This is a genomic window from Chitinophaga ginsengisoli (assembly GCF_003014595.1).
GTDB lineage: Bacteria > Bacteroidota > Bacteroidia > Chitinophagales > Chitinophagaceae > Chitinophaga > Chitinophaga ginsengisoli.
Map to the genome: position 1 here is coordinate 666950 of NZ_PYGK01000002.1, position 25260 is coordinate 692209.

General features: G+C 46.1%; 16 protein-coding genes. 7 read left to right on the forward strand and 9 right to left on the reverse strand.

Annotated features, from left to right (window positions below):
- The first annotated feature begins 3 nt into the window (after positions 1–3).
- Genes CLV42_RS07250 through CLV42_RS07270 form a run of 5 tightly spaced genes read left to right on the forward strand, consistent with a single transcriptional unit; the run spans position 4 to position 9213 of the window.
- Positions 4–3576 (forward strand): SusC/RagA family TonB-linked outer membrane protein, encoded by a 3573-nt coding sequence (locus CLV42_RS07250; protein WP_106601224.1) that lies wholly within the window; start codon positions 4–6, stop codon positions 3574–3576.
- Positions 3577–3596: 20 nt separating this feature from the next.
- On the forward strand, positions 3597–4964 hold the full coding sequence (locus CLV42_RS07255; RefSeq protein WP_106601225.1) for a RagB/SusD family nutrient uptake outer membrane protein: 1368 nt from the start codon (positions 3597–3599) through the stop codon (positions 4962–4964).
- Between the two features lie 18 nt (positions 4965–4982).
- The gene (locus tag CLV42_RS07260; protein WP_106601226.1) at positions 4983–6449 is read left to right on the forward strand and encodes a TlpA disulfide reductase family protein; all 1467 of its coding nucleotides are present in this window, start codon (positions 4983–4985) and stop codon (positions 6447–6449) included.
- A gap of 2 nt (positions 6450–6451) precedes the next feature.
- Positions 6452–8059, forward strand: coding sequence for a S41 family peptidase (locus CLV42_RS07265; protein WP_106601227.1), 1608 nt, complete (start codon positions 6452–6454; stop codon positions 8057–8059).
- 14 nt (positions 8060–8073) lie between these two features.
- Positions 8074–9213 (forward strand): TlpA disulfide reductase family protein, encoded by a 1140-nt coding sequence (locus CLV42_RS07270; protein WP_211303397.1) that lies wholly within the window; start codon positions 8074–8076, stop codon positions 9211–9213.
- Positions 9214–9402: 189 nt separating this feature from the next.
- On the opposite strand, the gene CLV42_RS07275 is transcribed toward CLV42_RS07270, so the two are convergent.
- Positions 9403–10509: an endo-1,4-beta-xylanase gene (locus CLV42_RS07275; protein WP_106601228.1), complete on the reverse strand. Its 1107-nt coding sequence runs from the start codon at positions 10507–10509 to the stop codon at positions 9403–9405.
- Between the two features lie 252 nt (positions 10510–10761).
- On the opposite strand from CLV42_RS07275, the gene CLV42_RS07280 reads away from it, so the two are divergent.
- The gene (locus CLV42_RS07280; protein WP_106601229.1) at positions 10762–11280 is read left to right on the forward strand and encodes a hypothetical protein; all 519 of its coding nucleotides are present in this window, start codon (positions 10762–10764) and stop codon (positions 11278–11280) included.
- Positions 11281–11339: 59 nt separating this feature from the next.
- On the opposite strand, the gene CLV42_RS07285 is transcribed toward CLV42_RS07280, so the two are convergent.
- From CLV42_RS07285 to CLV42_RS07315, 6 genes are all read right to left on the reverse strand, one after another.
- Positions 11340–13106, reverse strand: a complete 1767-nt coding sequence (locus CLV42_RS07285) for a RagB/SusD family nutrient uptake outer membrane protein (RefSeq protein ID WP_106601230.1) — start codon at positions 13104–13106, stop codon at positions 11340–11342.
- Positions 13107–13111: 5 nt separating this feature from the next.
- Positions 13112–16126, reverse strand: coding sequence for a SusC/RagA family TonB-linked outer membrane protein (locus tag CLV42_RS07290; RefSeq protein ID WP_106601231.1), 3015 nt, complete (start codon positions 16124–16126; stop codon positions 13112–13114).
- A 423-nt stretch (positions 16127–16549) separates the two neighbouring features.
- The gene (locus CLV42_RS07295; RefSeq protein WP_245901530.1) at positions 16550–17968 is read right to left on the reverse strand and encodes a TolC family protein; all 1419 of its coding nucleotides are present in this window, start codon (positions 17966–17968) and stop codon (positions 16550–16552) included.
- Positions 17969–17975: 7 nt separating this feature from the next.
- Complete coding sequence (locus tag CLV42_RS07300; protein ID WP_106601232.1) at positions 17976–21149, reverse strand: efflux RND transporter permease subunit; 3174 nt, start codon at positions 21147–21149, stop codon at positions 17976–17978.
- Positions 21150–21175: 26 nt separating this feature from the next.
- Entirely contained in the window at positions 21176–22258 is a 1083-nt protein-coding gene (locus CLV42_RS07305) for an efflux RND transporter periplasmic adaptor subunit (RefSeq protein WP_106601233.1), read from the reverse strand.
- An 828-nt stretch (positions 22259–23086) separates the two neighbouring features.
- Positions 23087–23755 (reverse strand): NAD(P)H-dependent oxidoreductase, encoded by a 669-nt coding sequence (locus tag CLV42_RS07315; RefSeq protein WP_106601235.1) that lies wholly within the window; start codon positions 23753–23755, stop codon positions 23087–23089.
- Between the two features lie 101 nt (positions 23756–23856).
- Between CLV42_RS07315 and CLV42_RS07320 the strand changes: the two genes are divergently transcribed.
- Positions 23857–24249: a winged helix-turn-helix transcriptional regulator gene (locus tag CLV42_RS07320; RefSeq protein WP_106601236.1), complete on the forward strand. Its 393-nt coding sequence runs from the start codon at positions 23857–23859 to the stop codon at positions 24247–24249.
- Here the strand turns inward: CLV42_RS07320 and CLV42_RS07325 are convergent.
- Positions 24224–24748 (reverse strand): hypothetical protein, encoded by a 525-nt coding sequence (locus tag CLV42_RS07325; RefSeq protein WP_146154331.1) that lies wholly within the window; start codon positions 24746–24748, stop codon positions 24224–24226. The two genes, CLV42_RS07320 and CLV42_RS07325, sit on opposite strands and share 26 nt — an antisense overlap.
- A gap of 235 nt (positions 24749–24983) precedes the next feature.
- Positions 24984–25214, reverse strand: a complete 231-nt coding sequence (locus tag CLV42_RS07330; RefSeq protein ID WP_106601238.1) for a RagB/SusD family nutrient uptake outer membrane protein — start codon at positions 25212–25214, stop codon at positions 24984–24986.
- Positions 25215–25260: the final 46 nt, after the last annotated feature.

Genomic DNA, 25260 nt, shown 5'->3' on the forward strand with positions numbered 1-25260 from the left:
AACATGAACAGGAGAATGTTAGTTGTCATGTGTTTCCTCTGTGTAACACTGACACAGACCTTATTTGCCCAACAGCAGGTAAAATTGAAAGCTGCGCTTGATGAAGTAAGAGCTGTGTACGGAACAAAATTTTCTTATGAAGAGCATTTACTGGACAATGTATATGTCAATTTCAAACGCCCTCTTACCAAGTCCGCACCAGTAGAAAGTGTACTTAAAGAACTGCTCTACAACAAAGGATTCCTTTTCCTATATGTACAGGAAAACTACTATACTATCATTAAAGATAACAGGAGACCTCAAACCAGCGATGCACCGGCAGAAGACAATACATTTCGTCTTCCGCCGCCGGAGTATGTGCAGACGATCACAGGTACGGTCACCGATAGTGAAGGACATCCGCTGACAGGCGTGACTGTCATCCCGGAAGGTCTTGGCGTGAGAATGGGCGTAAGCTCCAGCAGTGACGGCCGCTATACCATCAGGCTGACAGAGAAAACGGAAGCCCTCGTCTTTACCTTCATTGGTATGGTACCCATGAAGATAAACATTGGCGATAAAGCTGTTATCAATGTACAAATGCAGTCTGACCTGCATCAGCTGCGGGAAGTGAATGTTGTTTCCACCGGTTACCAGACCCTGCCAAAAGAACGGGCTACCGGTTCATTTGGTCAGATCACCCAGAAAGATATTAAAAGTGTTCCTTCTGTAGATCTGATGGAACGCCTGCAAGGCCTCGTGCCTGGCGCCCGTTTTGATCCGAGAACTAACACGATCAGTATCCGCGGCATCAACACATTAAGTGCTACTACCGGCAGCACGCCGCTCATCGTAATAGACGGTTTCCCGGCAGTAGAACAGAACCTTACTACCAGACTCAATAGCAATACAACCGGCGGGGCCATATTGAGCCGTTATAACCCCGAGGATATCGAATCAATCACCATACTAAAAGACGCCGCTGCTACGTCCATATGGGGTGCTAAAGCCGCTAATGGTGTGATCGTCATCACGACAAAGAAAGGCAGGAAGAATTCCTCTCAGCTAAACTTCAACACTAACCTTAGTACATCCGCCCCTGCCAACCTGGATAATCTGAACCGGATGACCACTCCGCAATATATCGAGCTTGAAAAGGAGATGAAAGATCTGGGCTACTTCACAGACCCGCTTATCTGGGATAATAGCTGGATGACCTTCAACCAGAACAAGCCTGTCAGCGAATCACTGGAATGGATGTTCAAGGTGGACCGTGGAACCGCTACTGCTCAACAGCGAGACTCTGCCCTCGCTGCACTGGGAAAACTGGACAACCGCAAACAGATCCGCGATCTGCTTATGCAACACGCTACTTCACAACAGTATAACCTGTCCTTCTCCGGCGGCGGACAAAACAGCACCTATTATATCTCTACCAATTATACCAAAGATGTACCCGTGTTCAAAAGCAACAAAGGCGAAAGTTACTTTGTGACGGCTAACATGAGCAATGATCTCTTTAACAATAAAGTGACCATCAACACCGGTATCAACTACAGCTATAGCTCCAGTGTGTCCAATACCGCTGCCGTTAATGCCATTAGCAACAGCAGACTGGGACTACGCCCTTATGAAATGCTGCAGGACGCTACCGGTCATCCTATTGCACGGTCTATCGACTTCCGGGATGAAGTGGCCGCCGACTTCCTAAGTAAAGGCTACCTGCCATGGACATATAGCCCGCTCCAGGAGCTGAACTATGGCAACATCAATACAAAAGAAAACCACTTCCGCTTTACGGCAGATATCAATACGAAAATCACCAAATGGGCCAATGCAAGCGTTTCCGGTATTTTACAACGTAATATCGGCGAGGATATCAACCTCCAGGAGCTGAACAGTTATGATACCCGGACGCTTATCAATGGAGCCACCACCATTGGCTCTAATGGCCGTCTGGTATATGGTATTCCTTTTGGTGGAAAGATGATCAACAGTAATCGTACTTCCTTCAATTACGGATTACGCGGTCAGCTGAATGTCAACAAATCCTGGAGTGATAAATACAACCTCAATGCATTAGCTGGCGCTGAGATCCGCGAAGATCAGGGCACCCGTTACCAGCAAACGCGCTACGGTTTTGACGAGGATACTTACTCATCCTCCTCCTGGGACCCCAATGCCTCCTATCAGACAGTACAGGGCTGGACTTCTATGCTGGGCTTCTCTGATGGCTCCATCACGAAATCCATCAATCGCTTTTTGTCCTATTATGGTAACGCAGCATTTTCGATGCTGAACAACCGCTATATTGCTTCAGCCAGTGTACGCTTTGATGACTTCTCGCTGGCAGGTGCTTCCCGCGGGAAACGTGCAAGACCACTGTGGTCTGCCGGCCTGAAATGGGATGTTACTGCAGAAGATTTCATGAAAGATGTTACCTGGCTGAATAAATTAAACCTGCGCCTCACCTATGGTACTGGTGGTTCAATACCCACCAGCGCAACTAATGCCGCGATATTGAACCTGAGAGGTCTCGATCCCGTTACACGTGAGCCATATGGAGACGTCCTCTCTCCGGCCAACGATAAAGTGAGCTGGGAACTGACAAAAACATGGAACCTGGGCGTAGATCTCGGATTCTTTCATAACCGCCTGTTTGTAAGCGCAGATGCTTACAGGAAGAAGACCAGCGACATTCTGTGGACATTCCCTATCAATAGCACCTATGGATGGACCAGCCTGCAGTATAATGCTGCCAGCATGAAAGGACATGGCTATGAACTGGGCATCAGGGGAGAGATCATCCGCAGCAAGCACTTTAGCTGGGCTTCCACTTTCAATTTTGCATACAATACCAACGAGGTAACAGATTCACGTTTTAATCCGCCTACCAGCAGTATGGCTGTCAACAGCAGTTCGCCCATTGTAGGCATGCCTACCGACTATATGTATGCATACCGCTGGGCAGGTCTGGACAATAAGGGAAGGTCCCAGGTATATAATAAAGAAGGTAAGATCATCACCGCTGATATGGGAAATAATCAGATAACTGCGCAGGACTTAGTCTACATGGGCCGTACCACACCACCTTACTTTGGTGGATTCTTCAACGATTTCACCTATAGATCATTCTCTATCGGCGTACGTATCAACTATGAAATGGGACATGTATTCCGCCGTCTTTCTATCGAGAATTATCCTGATTATGCTACCAGCAATTACCTGGGCCTTATCGGTACACAACGCGACCTGGCACTACGCTGGCGGAAACCAGGCGATGAGGCATTCACGAACGTACCGGGACTGCCTAATGTAACTACGAACAGCAGTAACCGTTACAAGAGTTCGAATCTGCTCGTAGAAAGTGCTAGTCATATACGTCTTCAGCAGATCTCACTGGGATACCAGGTACCCTCACAGCTATTGTCAAGAATGGCAGTGAAGTCGCTCGGATTAAGCATGTCGGCCAGAAACCTGGGTATCATCTGGAAGAAGAACAAAGCAGGTGTAGATCCGAGTTACATCAACGGTACCAACTACAATAACCTGCCTCCCGCTACCAGTTATTTCATGAGCCTGAATGCTTCTTTCTAACACCAGAAAAATCGACCAAAATGACAATCAAACATCTCTATATAACACTGTTGGTAATCGCCGGGATAACTACATCCTGCCGCAAATATGTTGAGATAGAACAACCCAACCAACGTGAATTTAAATACACTGCTGACTTTCAGCGACTACTGAATAATGTGAGCCTGTTTGAACAGTCGGCCAGCCTGACAATGGTATCCAGCGATGATATTAATCTTGATGCCAATACTAGCCTACAGGGGCAACTGATGAATGGATTGGACAACATATATACATGGGCGGCAGACTACTATACCTCCGATCAGGGCGATGCAGGATGGGATCAGCTGTATAAGCAGATCTACACCTGCAACCAGATCACAGCAAATGTAATGGAGAGCGAAAACGGTACAACAGCAGAGAAACAAAAAGCATATGCTGAGGCACAGGTACAAAGAGCCACTGCCTATCTGACGCTCATCAATCTCTATGCACGTGTATATAACACGGCCAATGCATCCAAAGATCCGGGCGTGCCGTTGTTACTTACCCCTGATCTTTTCGCTAACCTCACGCGCGCATCCGTTCAACAGGTATACGATCAGATCCTGCTTGACCTGACACAGGCACTGCCCGTATTGCCGGATCAGCCCAGTAATAATCTGCATCCAGCGAAAGCGGCTGTTTATGCCATGCTGTCAAGGACTTATCTCTACATGCAACGTTACGCAGAAGCTGCGGACAATGCCGCAAAAGCACTGAGTTACCAGCATACCCTGCTGGACCTGAATAACTATACAGCAGGTGGTTCCGCCTATCCACGACGATTACTGAATCCGGAGGTCATCCTGTCAAAACAGGCGGCAAAACCGGGTTATCTTAACCTTCCGCTTAGCGACGAGTTAATAAACAGGTTTTCTACGGATGATCTGCGATATAAATTATTTACACGCAACGGTAGCTCTTTTTTCCCCTCTTTCACAGGAAGGGGGTCCTATCGCGATATGCTCTTCGCGGGCGACAATGTAAGCGTAGGCGTGGCCGTACCGGAAATGATGCTGATACAGGCAGAAGGACTGGCAAGAAACGGACAGAAAGATGAAGCGATAGCGCTGGTAAATACCCTCAGGCAAAAACGCTTCAGTCCCTCTACATATGTAGCATTATCAGCTACTACTGCTGATGAAGCCCTGCATATCGTTCTCGACGAAAGAAGAAGAGAACTGTTTGGCACCGGGCTGCGTTGGTTCGATCAGCGCAGGCTGAGCGTAGAACCTGCACTGGCGGAAACTGAAAGCAGGACCTTCAAAGGAACTACTTATACACTGGTACCGGGCGACCGCTATGTGTATCCCATTCCTCCGAAAAACATAGAACAGAATCCTGAGATCACACAGAACGCACGATAAACATCAACCGTAAAAGATATGAGAAGAATAAGTTTAATCGGCTGCTCCCTTCTACTTGGCGTTATTACAGTATTCGCCCAGAAAAACGAGCAATACAAAAATGCTGACCCAAAGGAATTGATCAAAAGAACAGACCTGACATCACAGCAACTGGAAAGCATTCAGCACTACTACCAGTTTGAAGTGAAGGACCTGAAACGGGCAACAGAACTGGAACAGCTGTTGATCAGCAAGTATCCAAAAGGTTCTTTTGCACGGATGAGTGCTTTTCAGCAATTCAATAAGGCCAAAAGCAATGACGAAGTCATCACGATCGCCAACAACTTCTTCAAAGCTTTCCCATACGATGAATGGCGCGCTCACCCCAATCAGCAGGGATTCATTTATTACAGCATTCACCGTATGGTAGGAACAGCCTACTTTGAAACCAAACAGTTCAAAGAACTGATCACCTTCTGTACGCCGCTGGATTATAAGGCGGAGAATGAAATATACCGCTGGAATATTATGAGGGCCTATACCTTCCATACACTTGGCCAGGATACCCTGTACCAGGTGTCTACCTCCCTGGTGAAGGAACTGATCGCGAAAGTGAATGATGGCTCTTACATAGAAGAAGGTGTATTCAACAAAGAGCAGGCGGCAGCCAACGCTTCTGAGCAACTGGACAACCAGCTAGGTACGCATATTTCCCTGCTGTATGACATGAAAAAATATGCGGAGGCAAAGGAATACTTTAACCACTTCTCTGCCAAAGGCGCCTATGGCACTGCCGATCTCAATGAAAAGCATATGAATATCCTGCTGCAAACAGGCGATCAGGCAGCCGTTCAGCCATTCCTGGAAAAATGTGTCAGCGCAAATACCATGACACCTAAAATGCTGGACAAACTGAAAGAGATCTATCTCTTCAAAAACAAGGACGCGGCAGCATATGAGACCTATCTCGCTTCATTGCGCTCAGACAAAGAGCAGGAAGAGCTGAAGACCCATGTGAAAGAACACCTCACTAATGTGGAGTACGTTCCCTTTGCACTGGAAGATGCGGATGGCAAACTGGTGAGGTCCAGCGAATGGGGCAACAAGATCGTTGTGCTTGACTTCTGGGCCACCTGGTGCAAACCTTGTATCAGCGCCTTCCCAGGCATGCAGCTGGTGGTTGATAAATATGCCAATGATCCGCAGGTAGAAGTGTATATGGTAGGTACCATGCAGACCGGCGACTATAAGCAAAAATCAACCGGCTATGTTAAACAACAGGGCTTTCGCTTTCACTTACTGCACGATGGTATCAATAAAGAGACAGGTGGACAGGATGCGGTGTTTAAGACATTCGTACCCTATTTCCAATCTTCTGCCATCCCCAGAAAGGTTATTCTGAAAGATGGCATCATGCGGTATACGTCTGAAGGGTACTCTGGTAGTCCCAGCAAACTGGCTGACGAACTGTCCTATGCGATTGAACTTTTAAAATCAGAGAAATAATCATGTTGCTGAAAAGATACTCCATCATTACGATGGCATTTATAGGCCTTTCATTCCAGCTTAAAGCACAGGTCAATCCCAAGGAAAAACTCTGGCAGGCACTTAAAGGCATTCAGGAAAACTATGTTGATTCCTTAACAGACGAAAGTCTTGTTAATGCCGCCATCGCCGGAATGCTGCGGGAACTGGACCCACACTCCCGCTACTACGCGAAAGATGACGCTTTGCAGATGCGTGAGTCGATGAAAGGCAACTTTGCCGGTATAGGTATACAGTTTATTACGGAAAAAGACAGCGTATATATTACGCAGGTAATAAACGACGGACCGGCAGAGAAAGCGGGCCTGATGTCGGGTGACAGGATCTTATCTATTGATGGTAAACCGGTAGCCGGTGTAACCAGCTATGATATTATGAAAAGCATCCGCGGGCAGAAGGGCTCTCCCCTCTCTCTTGTGGTACTTCGCAAATCGACGGGCAGCACGCTGACAAAAGAAATAATACGTGATGTGGTAGCTGATAAATCAGTAAGCACGGCTTATATGGTCAATAATAAAGTGGGCTACATTTCCCTCCGCATCTTTAATGGGACCACCAGGACTGAAATGGATAAAGCTATCAAGACACTGAAAGATCAGGGCATGCAGAGCCTTATTCTCGACCTGCAGGGTAATGGTGGCGGTTATGTAGAAGCAGCCATCGGCGTAGCTGACGAATTCCTCCAGAAAGATCAGCTGGTGTTTTACAGCGTACCCAGAGATAAGGGTAAAGACTATTACTATGCCGGCGGCTTCGGTAGTTTCCCCGAAGGGAAACTGGTAGTGCTGATCGACCAGTCTACCGCTTCTGCCAGTGAAATACTGACAGGTGCATTGCAGGACTGGGACCGCGCTGTGATCGTTGGTAGAAGAAGTTTCGGCAAGGGACTGATGCAACGGCCGGTTCCCCTGTTTGATGGCTCTATACTGGAACTGACAGGCGCCCGCTATTATACGCCCTCCGGACGTTCTATACAAAAGCCTTATCATGGCGACAAGTACGACGATAATGCACAGACCCGTCTGGCCAGTGGCGAGCTCCTTGATGCCAATGTGATCCACTTCCCCGATTCTCTGAAATACACGACGCTCGTTAACAAACGCACGGTATATGGCGGTGGCGGTATTATGCCCGACCGTTACATCCCGATAGATACGGTAGAATATAACAGCTGGTTACAGTACATCTCCCAATTCGGATTGATCACCAAACCTACTTTTGACTACCTGGATAGCAACCGTGCGAAACTGATGGCCACCTATCCTGACTTTAATGCCTTTAACAAAGAATACACCGTTCCTGCCAGTCTGCTACAACAGGTAGTAACAAATGCTGAAAAAGCAGGACTGCCGATGCACACAGGCAATAAAGACCGGGCTATCAGCTTGTTGTCGCTGGAGATGAAAGCACAGATAGCTACCCAACTGTTTGCCGGAAACGACTATTACATGCGGGTGCTTAACAGCGACAACGCAAGCTTCCGCGAAGCAGTACGACTGCTGGAACAGCCTGCGCTCTATACCCAACAATTAAAACCCGCAGCTGAAGCGAATAAAAAAGTGCGTAAATAGAAAAACAAGAAAACATGAACATACATAAAATACTGATGCTGGCTGTTCTGGGCGCACCCTTGTCGTCATACGCACAGCAATCTTATACAATAAAAGGAAGCGTGGGCAAACTGAATCCGCCAGCTAAAGCATATCTCGCTTACAGAGTAAAAGGCGAGCGGTTCATGGATTCAGCCATCATCCATAACGGTCAGTTTACCTTCCGTGGAATGGTAGGCGCACCTAAAGAAGCGCATATCCTCGTTAAACATGATGATGAGCCACAGAACCCTGTTATGCGCCCTAAGGACGATGTCCTTGCTTTCTTCATTGAAGACAGAACTATTACGCTCACTGCCAAAGACTCTATTCACAATGCGGTGATCAAAGGCTCTCCTGCCAATGATGACAATGCGAAAGTGACGGCAATATTGAAACCGTATTATGATAAATACACGGTGCTCAACGAAGAGTATAAGAGCCAGCCGGAAGAAAAGAAAAAGGACTCCGCTTACCTGGCCAGTCTTGATGAAAGAGCGAATGCCGTACAACAAGAGATCCTTGCAGTGAAAATGAAGTATGTAAAGGCCAATCCGACACACTACATGGCATTGGTTGCTTTTAACTCAACCATACCACCTGAATTTGATGCGGTAGCAGCAGAGAAGAACTTCAACGAGCTGGATGAAAAGATCCGTAAATCAGACCTGGGCGAGGAATTGCTGGCTAAAATACTGAAGGTAAAGAAAACACAGGAGGGCGCTCCTGCACCTGATTTCACTCAGACTGACGTAAATGGTAAACCCGTGAAGCTGTCTGATTTCAAAGGGAAATATGTGCTGCTTGATTTCTGGGCTTCCTGGTGTGGACCTTGCAGAAGAGAGAACCCGAATGTGGTAAAAGCTTATAACACTTATAAAGATAAAGGTTTCACGGTACTGGGCGTTTCCCTGGATAAACCGGGCGACAGAGAAAAGTGGCTGGAGGCCATTGAAAAAGACGGTTTACCATGGACACAGGTGTCAGATCTGAAAGCCTGGGAAAACGAAGCGGCAAAATTATATGAAGTGAACGCTATACCTATGAATTTTTTGATCGATCCTGATGGAAGGATCGTCGCAAAGTACCTGAGGGGAGAAGCCCTGGAGACTACTTTGAAGAAGTTACTACAGTAGATTGTCTTATAAACCAACCATTGAACAATGAGCGGTCTGTTATCCGGTCCGGAATGCACTTCCGGCCGGGTAAGACCCTACCTTATTCATTCCCGGGTGCTGTTCGCCATTCCCCGGCATCAGTTCAATCACCTATCCTATAAGCAAAACCCTATGAATAAGGCCCGCACTTGCGGGTCTTATTTGTTTTTAGAAGCTGACCACTTCCTTAAAGGCTTTTTTAGGTTGAAGGTTCCTGTCAAACAACAGGGGATAATCCTTCCTGCCCTGTACCGGGAAATTATCCAGCCAGCTATGCCTGTCAGATAGATTCCAAAAAGTCACGCCGGTCAGAGCATTTTTATACTTACGGAATATGGCAAAGCATCGGCGATATTGTTCCGCCTGACTGTTTTCCTTTTCCCTGTTATAGCTGGTATCTGCATCGCTGGCACTTCTCGCCCTGGCTTCATGCTCTTTTGGATACACAGAAATGTCCAGTTCTGTTACCTGTAGCGGGATCTTCAGTGCAGCAAAGTCAGCGAAGGTTTTTTCCAGCTGATCTTCGGTTGGTTCATTGAAAGCCCAGTGCGCCTGTAAACCTATCGCCTGAACAGGTACGCCTTTCGCGCGCAGGTCTTTTACCATCTGGATAATTTTGGCTCTCTTTACCGGATTGATCTCATTGTAGTCATTATAAAACAGTACTGCCTGCGGATCCGCTTCATGTGCCCACTGAAAGGCCTTTTCTATGAATTCCGGGCCACATATCCGCAGCCAGGCGGAATTGCGGTAAAACTCCTCCTTTTTGTCGCTGATAACCTCATTCACGACATCCCAGGCATATACTTTTCCCTTGTATCTGGTTACTACTGTCGTGATATGGTCCTTTAAACGTCGTAATAATATCTCCTTGGATACTGTATCGCCTTTTTCATCTTTGAAGATCCATGCCGGCACCTGGTTATGCCAGCAAAGTGTATGTCCCCTGATCTTCATTTTATTCCGGAGCGCAAAGGCAACAATGGAATCAGGCCGCCCAAAATTGTATTCATTCTCCCGTGGATGGATGTTTCCCATTTTCATGTCATTCTCAGGTGTGACGCTGTTAAACTGACTGATGATCAGCTGTGCTTCCTCTCCTTTCAATACACGGGGAGAAACGGAAACGCCAATGGGAAAAAATGAACGGTAATAATCTTTCAGGCCAGGACCTGATACTTCCTGCCCCAGACAGGAAAATGCAGTCAAAATGCTTAAAACACCTAATAGAAACGGCCTCGTGATGTTTCGGGAATCTGTCTTTCTGAACTTCATAACGTTTAATTTTCCAGGTATTTAAACCCGCGGGAATGTAATAGTAAGGCCATCAAACAAGGTAACATAAAGACCTGCCGGCCTATCAATTGTAAATTTGACCTTTAATTCTTTAACAGTCAAATTTTTTCAGTAGATAATTTTAATCATAGTACCCCTCCCTGATCTATCCGGACGTTCATACTCCTTTATTGTTGTTCATTCCATAAATGATTAACTTCCGGTCCACTTTAGTCCCGACAACAATAACATATGAAGTTACGTGATGAACTACTGAAAGAGCATACCAAAGAAAATTGTATGCGGATCGTACACTGGATCGGTGATTCTGCGGAACGGTTTGCCCAACTGGTAGATCTGTTCATCAATGAGGAATATCGTGTGGTACAAAGGGCCGCATGGCCCCTGAGTTATGTATTGCAGGATCATCCGGAGCTTGCTAAGAAGCACTTACCTGTCCTGCTGGATAACCTGGATAACCCTGCAGTAGGATCGGCAGCAAAAAGAAATACGATCAGGGCCTTACAGACAGTGCCTATTCCCGAAAAATATCACGGCGTGGTGATGAACCATTGCTTCAACTACATCAGCAGTCCTACAGAGAAACCGGCTGTAAAGGCATTCTCGTTGACAGTACTGGAGAATCTTTCGAATATCTACCCGGATATCAAGGGAGAGCTTAAAATGATTATTGAAGATGCTATGCCTAATGAGACCGCGGCATTTATCTCAAGGGCCAAAAAGATACTTGCCAGAATGTCTAAAAAGTAAATGGCTCACCAAGGCGAGCCATTTACTTTTATGTTGAACTAACTTTCAGTCAGCCCTCATTAATATTTGTCATTCTGCTGGTAGATCTTCGTCGCATCCATAGTTGACTGTGGAATTGGATAGATCCTGCGGAAAGGCTTAGATTCAGGTTTAGCGGAACCAGGATCAGCAGCTTCGAATTTACCAAAGCGGATAGCCTGTTTCCTTCTCTGCATTTCCCAATACATCTCAAAACCTAGCTCATTGTACAGCGCTTGTTCAGTCAGGGCAGTCAATGCCACACCAGGAGCATTGGCATACAGCGATTCACGGGTTCTGGTAGTACGTAATTTGTTGATATCTGCCAGTGCCAGATCTGTCTGACCGTTACGGAAATAAGCCTCTGCGCGCAGACAGTACATACCACCCAGACGAACCAGTGGAATATCTACGTTGCTGGTAGCATTATCCTTTTCAGGATCGAACTCAAATTTGAATATACGCACGCCACGGTTGATCTGTGCTTGTGTGAATACAGACTGTACAGGGTCACTAAAATCGAGCTCCGGTGTAAAGTCAGCTGGTAATGTCGTATTCTTTTCGCAGAAGAGCTTAAATACTTTAATACGATTAGCAGGGCTCATTTCGAAACCGGTACCTGATATTTTGGGTCCATATTGCTGACCTACCTGCATACCACGGTTGAAGTGGAACCAGGGCAGACCGCCACTGTTTGCCACTTTGCTGGATGCAGGTACGCTTGTGTCGCTACCATCGTTCATAAACCATGTTCCGTCGCTATATTGATAATGTCTGGAGAACCTTGGATCCGCATGATTATTATCCCAGGTGTGGTAGAACTGAGGTGTGGTACAAACGGCATTGGTACCTCTATTATTGGGTGAGGGTTTCTGGTTCCTTTCCATCGGCATGTATGCGAAGTCGTTATCGCTGCCACGCAGGTTATTGATATTCTGAGATACTACGAAAACCAGTTCGGGCCTACCGTTGTTGTCTATGTCAAAGTTTTTGAAATAGTTACTTTCAAGCTGAAACTGTGAATTGTTGATGATCTGCGATGTATAGTAGATCACCTTGTCCATATCAGTACCATTGTTGTCAACCGCTGCTTCCTTGAAGTTGAAGCCACCGGTAGCATAACGGTCTTTGAATACGGCGCGGTTCATATACATGTCAGCCAACACACCATAAGCAGCCTGTTTGGTGAAACGTCCGTTGTTTGTATTCTGTTCTTTCAGGTTGGCCAGGTCGGGCAGGATGGTTTCCATTTCTTTGATCAGATCGTCGATGGCGGTAGCTGCCTTTCTTACCTCCACCTGTGCATTTGCGTTATATGGATCTCTGTATGGAGCCTGTCCATAAAGATCCAGTGTATGGTAGGTATAAAATACCAGCAGGGCTCTTGCCTCGGCAAGGAACAGCTTCTTGTTGGTAAAATCGGCTTTGTTGTTGATAGTGCTGATGGCAGTCAGCGATTTTGTAATACCTGCGTTCAGGTTGTTCCAGGTATTAGTCACCAGAGAGTTATCAGGCCCCCAGGTAAACTCGTGAATAGCACGGTAAACACCATTATCCCCCCAATCGCTACCACGGGTAGGCAGCATGGCCTCATCGGTTGAATATTCTGATAACCCGAACACGTTGGTATGATCTACAAAGGTAGCATCGCCCATTTGTCCATATGCTGCCGCCAGCGCGTTTTCAGGATTTGAATTGTTAGATCCTAATACCTCGTCGATCACTTGTTCCTTCAGGTCGGTACATCCCACCATGGTTATGGTGAGTGCTATACAAGCTAATTTATGCAGTTGTAATTTCTTTCTCATAATCTCTAAAATTTAACGGTTGCACCCAACAGGAATGTTTTTGCTGCCGGATAGGTAGCATAGTCAACACCCAGGGACTGGTTTCCACCAACGATCTTGGTAGTATTCACCAGTGGATCATAACCGGAGTAACCGGTGATGGTCATCAGGTTCTGAGCGCTTACATATATGTTCAATGATCTCAGCCATGCTTCTTTAGCCAGCGTCAATGTATAACCCAGGCGCAGGTTGCTCAGACGGATGAAGTCAGATTTCTCCAGGTATAAGGAAGATAACTGTACCTGGTTGGCAGTGTTTGCACCGTCTTCGTAATACTTTGTCAGTACGTTACGGTCAGATACAAGGCTATTGATATTCAGGTCCAGTGCAGTGTTGTTCACCAGGTATCCGCCGGTTTGTCCGATAAAGGAGAAGCCGAGGTCAAATGCCTTGTAACGCAGCTGGCTGTTGATACCAAAGTTGAAGTTAGGAATAGCACCCTGGAAGATCTGCCTGTCGCTGGAGTTGATTACACCATCGTGGGTTATATCTTCAAAGATGTCTTTACCATCTTTATCGTAGCCCAGGTGTTTCAGCATGAAGAAAGATCCTGCTTCATAGCCATTCTTATAGATGTTGGCATTCACACCGGAAAGACCCGGACCGGAGATACTACCTGAGTATAATTCAGAGACAGGCAGGTCTTTGATCTTGTTAGACAGTGTGGATCCATTTACGTCCAGTGACCAGCTGAAATCCTTTGTGCGGATCAGCGTGGTTCCCAACATGAATTCGAAACCTTTGTTCACGATCTGCGCGTCTACGTTCTTCCAGATAGTAGTGGTAGGACTCAGCGGACCAGAAGGAATATTCAGGATAGGATCTTTAGTGGTCTTGTTATAATATTCCAATGAACCGTATAACCTACCTTTCCAAAGATCAAAGTCAACACCGATGTTGTACTGTTCTACCATCTCCCATTTCAAGCCCGGGTTAGCGGTACGGTTTACAAGTACACCGTTTACAACGGTATGGTCGTCATACAGGTAATAACCTGCAGATGGTGACAGTGCGTAACTCGCCTGGGTGATCTTGTTAGTCACTTCCTGGTTACCGGTCTGACCCCAGCTGGCGCGGAGTTTCAGGTCCTGGATAGCGCTGATGTCTTTCAGGAAGCCTTCACGGGAAAGGGTCCAGCCCAATGCAAATGATGGGAAGTAACCATATTTTTTATCTTCACCGAAACGGGTAGAACCATCCGCACGTAAGGACGCTGTTACCAGGTACTTATTATCGTAGTTATAGTTCACACGGCCGAAGAAAGACTGCAGTTCGTTTTCCTGTGCATAACCGCTTGGAGCAGTTGGTGTACCGGAATAGCCTGGGTTGTACTCAGGATCTACACCTTCACCCTGCTTGGAGATACCCTGTGTACCAAAGGCAGTTCCTGCGAACTGGAATTTCTGGTAAGAGAAACCACCCATTAATTCAAACTGGTGTTTGTTGATGGAACGGTTGTATGTCAGGTACTGGTCCAGCAGTGTAGTGAGTGATGACAGGTTGTTCTGTACATAAGCACCCAGTGGTGTTCTGTCCGTGATGTTCGGATAGATGGTAGAGTTACGCTCAGAGGTAGACTTGTCGATACCATAGTTGATACGGTAGTTCAGGCCTTTTAAGATTCTGAATGCCGCTTCAACGTTACCCAGTACACGGAAGGTATTGGTCTTATCTTTATAAATACTCAACAGGTAGGCCGGATTGTAGTGGGCGTTCATGTTGAAGTTGGTGTATTTGCCGGTAGAATCGAACACTGAACGTGTAGGGTTCGCCATCAATGCGTGAATGATCAGCTGACCATCGGAACCTGCGGTATTACCGTTAGGGATACCGGTTTCATCGATGTTGCTCGCTGTCAGGTTCATCTTAACAGTCAGACGTTTGTCATCGAAGAAGCCTTCTTCAGCGTTTAGTCTTGCAGTCGTTCTTTTGAAAGTGCTGGTTTCTACGATACCATCCTGGTCCATGTGAGACACTGATGCGAGGAAGCTACCGGTATTGGAAGTTTTAGCAAAAGACAGGTTGTGGTTCTGTACGAATGCGTTACGGTAGATCACATCCTGCCAGTCGGTGTTACCACCGTGGTCGTAGGATGGGTCTTTAATAGCCTTACGGTATTCATCCGCTTTAAGCACGTCAAGCTTTCTGATAACAGAAGAAGTACCGATATAGGTATCATAAGTTAAGGTAGGAGCACCTTTACTACCACGTTTAGTGGTGATCAGTACAACACCGTTAGAACCTCTTGCACCATAGATAGCCGCTGCGGAAGCGTCTTTCAGGATGGTGATGGTTTCGATATCGCTGGTGTTCAGGAAGTTCAGCGGATTTTTAGGTTCAGAGCTACCCAGACCGAAGTTAGGGCCACCTGCGCTCACGTTATCGTTACTTAACGGCACTCCGTCAACAACGAAGAGTGGCGTACTACCGCTACGGATAGAACCGACACCACGGATGAATACGTCCACGCCGGCGCCGGGTTCACCGCTTGACTGAGCGATGCGCACACCGGATACTTTACCCTGGAGCATGTTATCAACAGAAACGTTGACACCCTGCTTTATGTTATCAGCTTTCAGCTGAGTCAATGCACCTGTAACGTCGGCTTTGGTCTGGCTACCATAACCAACTACTACCACTTCACCGAGCTGGCTGCTGCTGGCGGCCAGTGTGATACGCATAAATGAGCCGCTGGCTGCTACTTCCTGCTGTGTGAAACCGATAGAGGAGATAACTAATTTCTCGCCTTCGGCTGCCTGCAGGGAGAATTCTCCGCGGTCGTTAGTGGTTGTCACCTTTTTAGAGGAAAGGGATTTCACAGAAGCGCCTGGTATAGGGGTGCCGTCTGTGCCGACTACCACTCCTTTGATGGGCTCCTGGCGGATTACCCGATCATAGTTAAGATGGCTTACCGTATTAGCCACGGAAGGGCTTGCGGCTGAAAGCCATACTGCTACAATTAAAAGAAACTGATTGTTCATTGGCAATCTACTATTATGCTTGAATGTAAAAAGAAGTACCTGATCATGGCTTGTTGGTTGCCACGCTGAATGTAGTGTGATCCTAGCTAATGGTTATACGCAGTATTAGTTCGTCTGGAGGCTATCCATGCAATATATGGGCTTTAAAGCAAAGTCAGCGAAAATAAAACAGACAGAACGAAACAATATTGGTTGTGCGTAAAAGTCCCCCATAGGCTATAGTGTCTTATGAAATCGGCTGCAATGATAAGGCGCTTTCCGGAATTTGTTGTTAACTCCAGGTTATGTTTATTTTAAAAATGTGTTGCGTAGGGTGTTTTTGGGACATGTCGTTTTGGGCTATCACCCGGGGAAGCTATATAAAACAAAAAGAGCCGGTCAGTTGTCTGCCGGCTCCGTTTGTTTATTTAGATGATAAGGTTCTTATTTCCAGCCACCTCCAAGGTTCCTGTAAATATTTACCACTGCATTCAGCTGTTCTTTCTGGGTTTCAACCAGTTCGAGCTTTGAATCCAATGCATCACGCTGTGTCATCAATACTTCTAAATAATCAGCCCTGGCGGATTTGAACAGATCATTGGAGATATCAATAGACTTGGTCAGTGCATCCACCTGTTGTGATTTCAGCTCATAGCTTTTCTTCAGGTTGTTGATATTGGACATCTGCGTAGATACTTCCAGGAACGCATTCAGGATGGTACGTTCATAGTTGTACAGGGCCTGTAACTGCCGTGCGTTGGCACTGTTAAACTCTGCCCTGATCGCATTTTTGTTAATAAGCGGCGCTGCCAGATCTGCGGCTGCGGAATACAATAATGACTCCGGAAGCTTGAACAGATATGATGGCTTAAATGCCTGAAATCCAACACCTGCTGAGATACCCAATGAAGGATAAAACTCTGCACGTGCCACCTTTACGTCCAGTTTTGCAGCTGTCAGTTCGAGCTCCGCCTGTTTGATATCAGGACGATTAGCCAGTAACTGAGACGGAATACCGGTGCTGATCATAGCTGGCATGATGGTCAGGATGTTCTCCTTATTCCTGGGTATTTCCTGCGGATAACGACCCAACAGGAAGTTGATCCTGTTCTCCGTCTCCTTAATGTTCTGCAGAATGTCGTACTCCAGGCTCCGGGACTTCAGTACTTCCGCCTCGAATTTCTTCACGGCCAGTTCTGTTACCCTGGAAGCCTCTTTCTGTACTTTCACAATCTCCAGCGCGTTCTTCTGCAGGTCGATGTTCTGCCGTACAATCACGAGCTGGTTGTCGAAAGCGATCAATTCGTAATAAGAATTAGCTATTTCTGCTATCAGGTTAGTCAGTACGAAATTTCTGCCTTCTACTGTAGCCAGGAACCTGGTAACCGCCGCTTTTTTAGAATTGTGCAGTTTGTTCCAGATGTCCACTTCCCAGTTGGCATAAGCACCGATAGTGAAATCACCCAGCGGGTCCGGCATCTCTTTTCCGGGTTCAATCTCCGTAGAGGCATCACCTGCACCCTGACTGGTATATCTGCCTACCTTTTCGACGCCTGCTCCTGCCCTCACACCTACTGAGGGCAGTAACAGCGCCTGACGGGACCTGATATCATTTCTCGCGATCTCAATTTCCTGTAAAGTGATCGCCAGCTCCTGGTTATTTTTCAGCGCTGTATCGATCAGGTTTACCAGGTCTTTATCTTTAAAGAATTCACGCCATTGTACGGCGGATGTATTGGTTGTATCCTGGCTATTGTCGTATGTCGCAGGCACCGGCTTTGTGTCAGGCGGTGCAACAATCTTCGGGACCTTACAGGCTGCCACTACCAGGCATGCGCCCAACGCACCAGCCCATCTGTTCATCCTCAATTTATACATATACATTGTCTTCAATTTCTTCGGTTAAAGGATTCTCTTCTTCTTCTTTAACAAGCATGCGTCTTTCTGCGATCTTGCCGAATATGTAGTACAATCCGGGTATGATCAACACACCGAAGATGGTTCCGAAAAGCATACCACCGCAGGCGGCAGTACCGATAGTGCGGTTACCGATCTTACCCGGTCCTGAAGCCAGTACCAGTGGGATCAGACCCGCTATAAACGCGAAGGAAGTCATCAGGATAGGACGGAACCTTACCTTGGAACCTTCCATAGCAGCTGCCAGCACAGATGATCCTGAGCGGTGCTTCTGCACGGCAAACTCCACGATCAACACCGCGTTCTTACCCAGCAAACCAATCAGCATTACCATTGCTACCTGGGCATAGATGTTATTTTCCAGGCCCAGTACTTTCAGCAGGAAGAAGGCACCACAGATACCTGCAGGTAATGACAAGATCACTGACAATGGCAGGATGAAGCTCTCATACTGTGCAGCAAGGATCAGGTACACGAAACCAAGACAGATCAGGAAGATGTAAATAGCCTGGTTACCCTGAGCCACCTCATCTTTCGAAATACCGGCCCAGTCAATACCAAATCCTCTCGGTAAAGTTTTCTTCGCCACTTCATCAATGACCTGGATGGCCTGACCACTACTGTAACCGGGAGCGGCAGAACCACTGATCTGCGATGAGTTGTACATGTTATACCGGGTGATCTCCGACAGACCATACACCTTTTCCATCTTCATGAAAGCGGAGAATGGTACCATCTCATCACGGTCATTCTTCACATACAGTTTCAGGATGTCTTCAGGCAAAGCCCTGTATTGAGGAGCAGCCTGTATGATCACCTTATATGGACGGTCGAATTTGATAAAGCTGATCTCATAGTTACTTCCGATCATCGTAGAAAGTGTGTTCATCGCGTTATCAATTGACACACCTTTCTGCTGCGCGATGTCATTATCAATGCGCATCATGTACTGTGGGAAGCTGGCGCTGTAGAAGCTGAACACAGACGACAGCTCCTTGCGTTTACTCAGTTCTTTTACGAACTCATTACTTACCTCTTCCATTTTCTTATAGTCACCTGATCCGCCTCTATCCAGCAAACGCAACTCGAAACCACCGGCAGCACCATAACCAGGTACAGCTGGCGGCTGGAAGAATTCAATATTCGCGCCTGCGATGTCTTTGGTTTTCTCTTCCAATTCCTCCATGATCTCCAGTACAGAGTGTTTACGCTCTTCCCAGTTCTTCAGGTTGATCAGACAGGTACCAGAGTTGGAACCGGTTCCTTCTGTCAGGATCTCATAACCGGCCAGCGCAGAAACGGATTGTACACCGTCGATCTCTTCACAGATCTTCTGCAGTCTTTCCGCTACCTCGTTTGTTCTTTCCAGTGATGAACCTGGAGGCGTCTGGATAATGGCATATAACATACCCTGGTCCTCATTCGGAATGAAACCCGATGGTACAGTACCATTCAGATAATATGTGCAGACACAAAAAACAGCCAGCAAACCAAAGGTCACCACTCTCCTGTTCACGATGCTGCGCAATACCTTCATATACTTCGCAGACATCTTGTCGAAGCCTCTGTTAAAGCTATCCAGGAATTTATCTACCAGTGATTTCTTCTTATGTTTTCCATGATTATTTTTCAGGATCATCGCACAAAGTGCAGGCGTCAGCGTTAACGCCACAATACCGGAAAGTACGATCGCAGTTGCCATGGTGATGGAGAACTGACGATAGAATATACCCACCGGACCAGACATGAACGCTACCGGTACGAATACCGCAGACATCAGGAAGGTGATGGCGATAATCGCTCCCGCGATCTCATGCATGGCTTTTTTAGTAGCCTTCAACGGCGACAGATGTTCTTTTTCCATCTTCGCATGGACGGCCTCAATTACTACGATGGCATCATCCACCACCACACCGATTGCCAATACCAGGGCAAACAGGGTGATGAGGTTCAGCGTAATACCGAAGAACTGCATGAACACAAACGTACCGATCAGGGATACAGGTACCGCCATTGCCGGGATCAGCGTAGAACGCCAGTCGCCCAGGAACAGGAATACCACGATACCTACCAGGATAAAGGCTTCTACCAGTGTGTGTACCACTTTCTCAATAGAAGCATCCAGGAATTTGGATACGTCGTAGCTGATCTCATAATTCATCCCTTTAGGGAAAGAATTCGCTTTGATCTCCTTCAGCTTTTCCTTTACATCTTTGATAACCTGGCTCGCATTACTTCCATATGACTGTTTCAATACAAGCGCCGCGGAAGGCTTACCATTCAGGTTGGAGTAGATATCATACATCGAGCTGCCGAACTCCACGTCAGCTACGTCTTTCAGACGCAGTATCTCCCCATTGGGATTGGATCGCAGGATGACATTTTCATACTGTGATTTATTACTGAACCTTCCGGAATATTTCAATACATATTCGAACGACTGGGATCTTTTACCGGAGCTCTCACCTGTTTTACCAGGAGAAGCTTCCAGACTTTGTTCGTCCAGTGCTTTCATTACTTCGTCTGCAGAGATCTTGTATGCCAGCATACGGTCAGGCTTCAGCCAGATACGCATAGCATATTCCCTGTTACCAAGGATATCAGCGAATCCGACACCATCTACCCTTTTTAGTTCAGGCAGGATGTTAATGTCGGCGAAGTTGAAAAGGAATTTCTGGTCAGCATTTGGATCTTCACTGTAAAGGTTTACGTACATCAGCATGCTGGATTCCACGCGGGTTACTTTCACACCCTCGCGCACTACCAATGGCGGCAATTTATTCACTACTGATGCCACACGGTTCTGTACGTTCAATGACGCCTGGTTCGGGTCAGTTCCGAGGTTAAATACTACCTGTAGGGTAGCCTCACCATCGTTACCCGCATCGGAGGTCATGTATTTCATTCCCGGAACACCGTTGATAGCCCTTTCCAGGGGAATGAGCACTGATTTCACCATCAATTCACCATTCGCACCGGGATATTCCGCAGTAACGTTCACCTTAGGAGGTGAAATGGATGGGAATTGCGTCACCGGCAACTGGGTAATGGCAATCGCCCCCAGAAATACGATGATAAGTGATATAACTATTGAGAGAACGGGTCTCTGGATAAACTTATTAAACATGGTCTTCGCTATTAGTCATTGAACTACTATTCTGCTTTAAGTCGCAGGTGGGAAATAACCTCTTGCGGTGCCAGGTATTCATAGGTGATCTTATCATCATCTTTTACTTTCTGAATACCTTCGAGCAGTATACGGTCTCCCTCAGATACACCACTTTCAACTACATACAGGTCAGGCATTTCACCTCTTACGGTAATATTTTTTGACTTCAGTACATTGTTCTTGTCAACGATAAAAACATATTTCTTATCCTGAATCTCGTAAGTGGCTTTCTGCGGAATAACCAGCGCGTCTTTAAGCGGCATGCTCATCATCACCTTACCTGTTTCGCCGTGTCTTAAAAGCTTGTCCGGATTCGGGAATTTAGCCCTGAAGGCGATATTTCCGGTCTCATTATCGAATTCGCTTTCAATCACCTCTACTTCACCTTTGTAAGGCAGCGGACGGTTGTTGGCCAGCAGCAGGTTCACTTTGTTATCTCCACGGCTCTTAGCGTTGGTCTGGTACTCCAGGTACTCAGGCTCAGATACGTTGAAATAAGCGAACATCTCGCTGTTGTCGGAGAGGCTGGTCAGCAGTTCTCCTTCATCAATAAGGCTTCCCAGTTTTTTAGGAATACGGTCGATAGTACCGGCAAATGGCGCCCTGATCTCAGTAAATGACAGGTGCAGTTTGGCGAGTGCGATTTCAGCTTTTGCCTGATCGAGCTTAGCCTGTGCCATCGCCTGTTCATTTTTTGAAACGATGTTTTTGTCAGCGAGGGTTTTGGCGTTCTGCAGCTCAATCTCTGCAGCTTTAGCTTCCGCTTCAGCCTTCAGCAACTCTGCCTCATATATCTTGGGCATGATCCTGAACAGCACCTGTCCGGCTTTAACAAACTGGCCCTCATCAACATATATATTTTCGAGGTACCCCTTTTCCTGAGCCCTGATCTCAATGTTTCTGATAGAGCGTATCTGGGAAACATATTCCTTGGTGAAAGAAGTATCCATTACAACTGGGCTGGTAACAGTGTATTTGTTCGCTTCTTCTTTTTCTTCTTTGTGTGGCTTACAGCTGGTATGCCATAGCATAGCACACAAAGCTGTGAACATGACGATTTTCTTCATGATATTAGTTAATAAACGATAGGTTGCCTGAAAGCAAAAATTGCGAGAGAGATTAGTTCAGCCGGCGATAGTAATGTCATGCAAAGAGAAGCCAGGATAAATATACATCCGGTCGGCATGCATAAACACGCCTACGCGTTGGCTGATGTATATTCCCTGATCAGATCCTTAATACACCTTGAAGGAGATATTTATATGATGCCTGATCTGATAATATTGTAGGAGATTTTAAATATTTGCAGTGATATCTTAAATCAGATAAAGGGGTATATGCTGACCGGCCTCTGGTCAGTAGTTTATATTTATACGCGAAATTATTCGGGTCCTCGTCTTCTACATCCTCACCTATAAAGTATTCATCTTCGGAAACAGGACGGGTATCTTTAATAACAGAGCAGTTCCAATGGCTCCCACTGGTCAGGAATTCGCGGTGTTTTTCTTCCTCTTCTGTAGCAAGGGCGTAGCCAACCCCAAGATAATACGTACGCGCCAGGGGATTATTGATCCCCTTTGACAAAGCCAGGCACAGACATAGAAAAAATACAGCTACTCTCATTTGGGCACCAAAGCTAGGAAAAGTTTGAGAGCGGGAAAAGGAGGAACAGCAGTTTAACACAAATTTTAAGCATATTTTAAAGTCGTCTCCACGACCATGGCCACATGCAATAAAAACTATATATAATTAAGACCCTTCTGGCACACTACTTAAACCAGTAAAAATGCCGTTATTTTCTGCAAAATCGGCCCCCGGGCGACCCTGTTATTAAATATATCAAAAAACTGAAAAGTAATGCAAGCCAGGCAGCCCGCATTACTTAAATCTGTAGATTAATACGTGTCAATCGGCATAGCTTGTTCCGTAAAAATGTGCTTCAGCCTTTCGCCCCATTGCGCCAGTTCCTGCTCCCTTTGTACCGCTGTTTGACGAACGGGAGCATATACTACCTGTGGACGAAGTACCTCAAAACCCGTAAACTGCAGTATACCCCGGTGGAGAGGTCTAAGTACACCATACAGATCTCCATGGAGCCCATCTTTCAGGTAAGCACTTTCAACAGCGCCGGCAGTAAGGGACAGGATGGCCTTTTTACCTTTAAACATCCCTGCTTCATAAATATTGTCATTACCATAAAAACGGCCCATTGCAAAAACACGGTCCACCCAACCTTTGAGAATACCCGGCACAGTAAACCACCACAGCGGGAACTGCCAGATCATCAGATCACACCATTCTACCTTTTGCTGTTCTGTTTCAATGTCGTCGGCAAAACCGGCGACTTTCGTCGCATGTAGTTCTTCCAACTGTTGTTTAAAGAAAGCTGCATCATAGGTGGTTTTGAAATTATTTCGCCCTGACACCGGATTGAATTCCTCTCTGTAGAGATCTGATACTTTTACTTCATGTCCTTCTTCTTCCAGCGTTTTAATAGCCTGTTTAAACATGGCGCCATTCATACTCTGCATTTCCGGATGGGCCAACACAATTAGTATTTTCATAATTTTATGTTGTTTTTTTAATTAACGGAGCAAAGGTAAATTGCGGCCAATTACGCTGTAACAGCTCGGCTGATTGTATGTATCACACAAAATTGTAAGTAATGGGCAAACGTAAACCGACATCCACTAATGCACAGAATCTTAAAACCCTGGTTGATTTTTGCGGAGCTGTATATGCAATAGATGTTCTGGGGGGCAGGTGGAAACTGGTTATTCTTTATAAACTCGAGAAAAGAACGCTCCGGTTCAACGAACTGAAAGACCATATCCCCGGCATTTCAGATCGTATGCTTACGCTACACCTGCAGGAGTTGGAGAAAAGCGGTCTGGTGATCAGGACCGTGTATGCGGAAATACCTCCTAAAGTGGAGTATACTTTGTCAGAAAGCGCGCGAAAACTGGCTCCTATATGGCAGCAGTTAGAGGAATGGGGCGCGCAGCATCGTGCGGTAATGGAGGAGGCGGCGGTTACAAACAGTTTTTCATCCAGATAGCTAAATGCTCTCTTATTCCCTTAATGTCGACATTTCCTTTAATACAATCTTCATCGCCGTATCTGTCACCATAGAATGACGCTTCCCGGGGATTTTCCTTATTAAAGTTAATCAGCAATCTTCCCCTGGAAGTTCTCCATTCCAGATCAATGGAACCGTCCCGTAATGGATTTATATCGGGAAGTTCCAGCGGAATCTCATAATGCTGATGAATATATCCGGCATATGCCCGCAAAAAAGAAGTTGCATTCTCCCAGACTGCTTTACCTATAGGCAACGCATCTTCTTCATCCCATCCCTCTTCAAGGGCCAGCATATGCTTCGATTGTTCAATAAGTTCATCGACTTTAGAATTGTAGGTATCTGCATTCTTCATTTTACTACCCATTAATTCTTGTTGCAAAGGAATAAGCACAGAATGATGCCAAAAGCGATATAATGGAGAATTTTTCCATCCCTTCGTCGGAAAAGAGTTAACCCCCGTTGTAATTTCTGCCATAAAACTAAATTGTTTTGGATTGGTTAAAAATTAACAAACAATACACCTCTTTGGAAGCTTATCAATGACAGCGTCCACAAACTTAAATCTTCTACAAATACAAAACAAAAAAGTATAAAAATTCATTTCTCACAAAATCAGACGAGCATCTTTATACTATCGTAATAGCCTGTACGCTACTTCTAAAATGAAAGGCCCGGCTAAATTGCCAGGCCTTTTAATGATTCATTTATTCTCAATAGCCTCTATTCTGATAATAGCTTTCTCCCGATTCCAGCGTATTCAGGAACGTTGTTGGAATAGGCCGCACTTCATTTTGATTATCTGTAAAGAACTGTCCTACATCTGGATTTGGCCCCATCAGGTAAGTCTTGTTCAGTTTCTTCATGCGTTTCAAATCATAAAACCTTACATACTCACCGCATAACTCCCTTGCACGTTCATTCAGCACAGTCGAACGTGGCATTTAAAATACCACTGCAATACTATTACAGCGACAATCGCTAATTTAA

Bases quoted from the DNA above. Each gene is read 5' to 3' on its own strand.
- CLV42_RS07255 (WP_106601225.1), top strand. From the start codon at position 3,597: ATGACAATCAAACATCTCTATATAACACTGTTGGTAATCGCCGGGATA.
- CLV42_RS07325 (WP_146154331.1), bottom strand. From the start codon at position 24,748: ATGGCAGAAATTACAACGGGGGTTAACTCTTTTCCGACGAAGGGATGG.
- CLV42_RS07250 (WP_106601224.1), top strand. From the start codon at position 4: ATGAACAGGAGAATGTTAGTTGTCATGTGTTTCCTCTGTGTAACACTG.
- CLV42_RS07330 (WP_106601238.1), bottom strand. From the start codon at position 25,214: ATGCCACGTTCGACTGTGCTGAATGAACGTGCAAGGGAGTTATGCGGT.
- CLV42_RS07260 (WP_106601226.1), top strand. From the start codon at position 4,983: ATGAGAAGAATAAGTTTAATCGGCTGCTCCCTTCTACTTGGCGTTATT.
- CLV42_RS07315 (WP_106601235.1), bottom strand. From the start codon at position 23,755: ATGAAAATACTAATTGTGTTGGCCCATCCGGAAATGCAGAGTATGAAT.
- CLV42_RS07270 (WP_211303397.1), top strand. From the start codon at position 8,074: ATGAACATACATAAAATACTGATGCTGGCTGTTCTGGGCGCACCCTTG.
- CLV42_RS07265 (WP_106601227.1), top strand. From the start codon at position 6,452: ATGTTGCTGAAAAGATACTCCATCATTACGATGGCATTTATAGGCCTT.
- CLV42_RS07285 (WP_106601230.1), bottom strand. From the start codon at position 13,106: ATGAGAAAGAAATTACAACTGCATAAATTAGCTTGTATAGCACTCACC.
- CLV42_RS07275 (WP_106601228.1), bottom strand. From the start codon at position 10,509: ATGAAGTTCAGAAAGACAGATTCCCGAAACATCACGAGGCCGTTTCTA.
- CLV42_RS07305 (WP_106601233.1), bottom strand. From the start codon at position 22,258: ATGAAGAAAATCGTCATGTTCACAGCTTTGTGTGCTATGCTATGGCAT.
- CLV42_RS07290 (WP_106601231.1), bottom strand. From the start codon at position 16,126: ATGAACAATCAGTTTCTTTTAATTGTAGCAGTATGGCTTTCAGCCGCA.
- CLV42_RS07300 (WP_106601232.1), bottom strand. From the start codon at position 21,149: ATGTTTAATAAGTTTATCCAGAGACCCGTTCTCTCAATAGTTATATCA.
- CLV42_RS07320 (WP_106601236.1), top strand. From the start codon at position 23,857: ATGGGCAAACGTAAACCGACATCCACTAATGCACAGAATCTTAAAACC.
- CLV42_RS07280 (WP_106601229.1), top strand. From the start codon at position 10,762: ATGAAGTTACGTGATGAACTACTGAAAGAGCATACCAAAGAAAATTGT.
- CLV42_RS07295 (WP_245901530.1), bottom strand. From the start codon at position 17,968: ATGAACAGATGGGCTGGTGCGTTGGGCGCATGCCTGGTAGTGGCAGCC.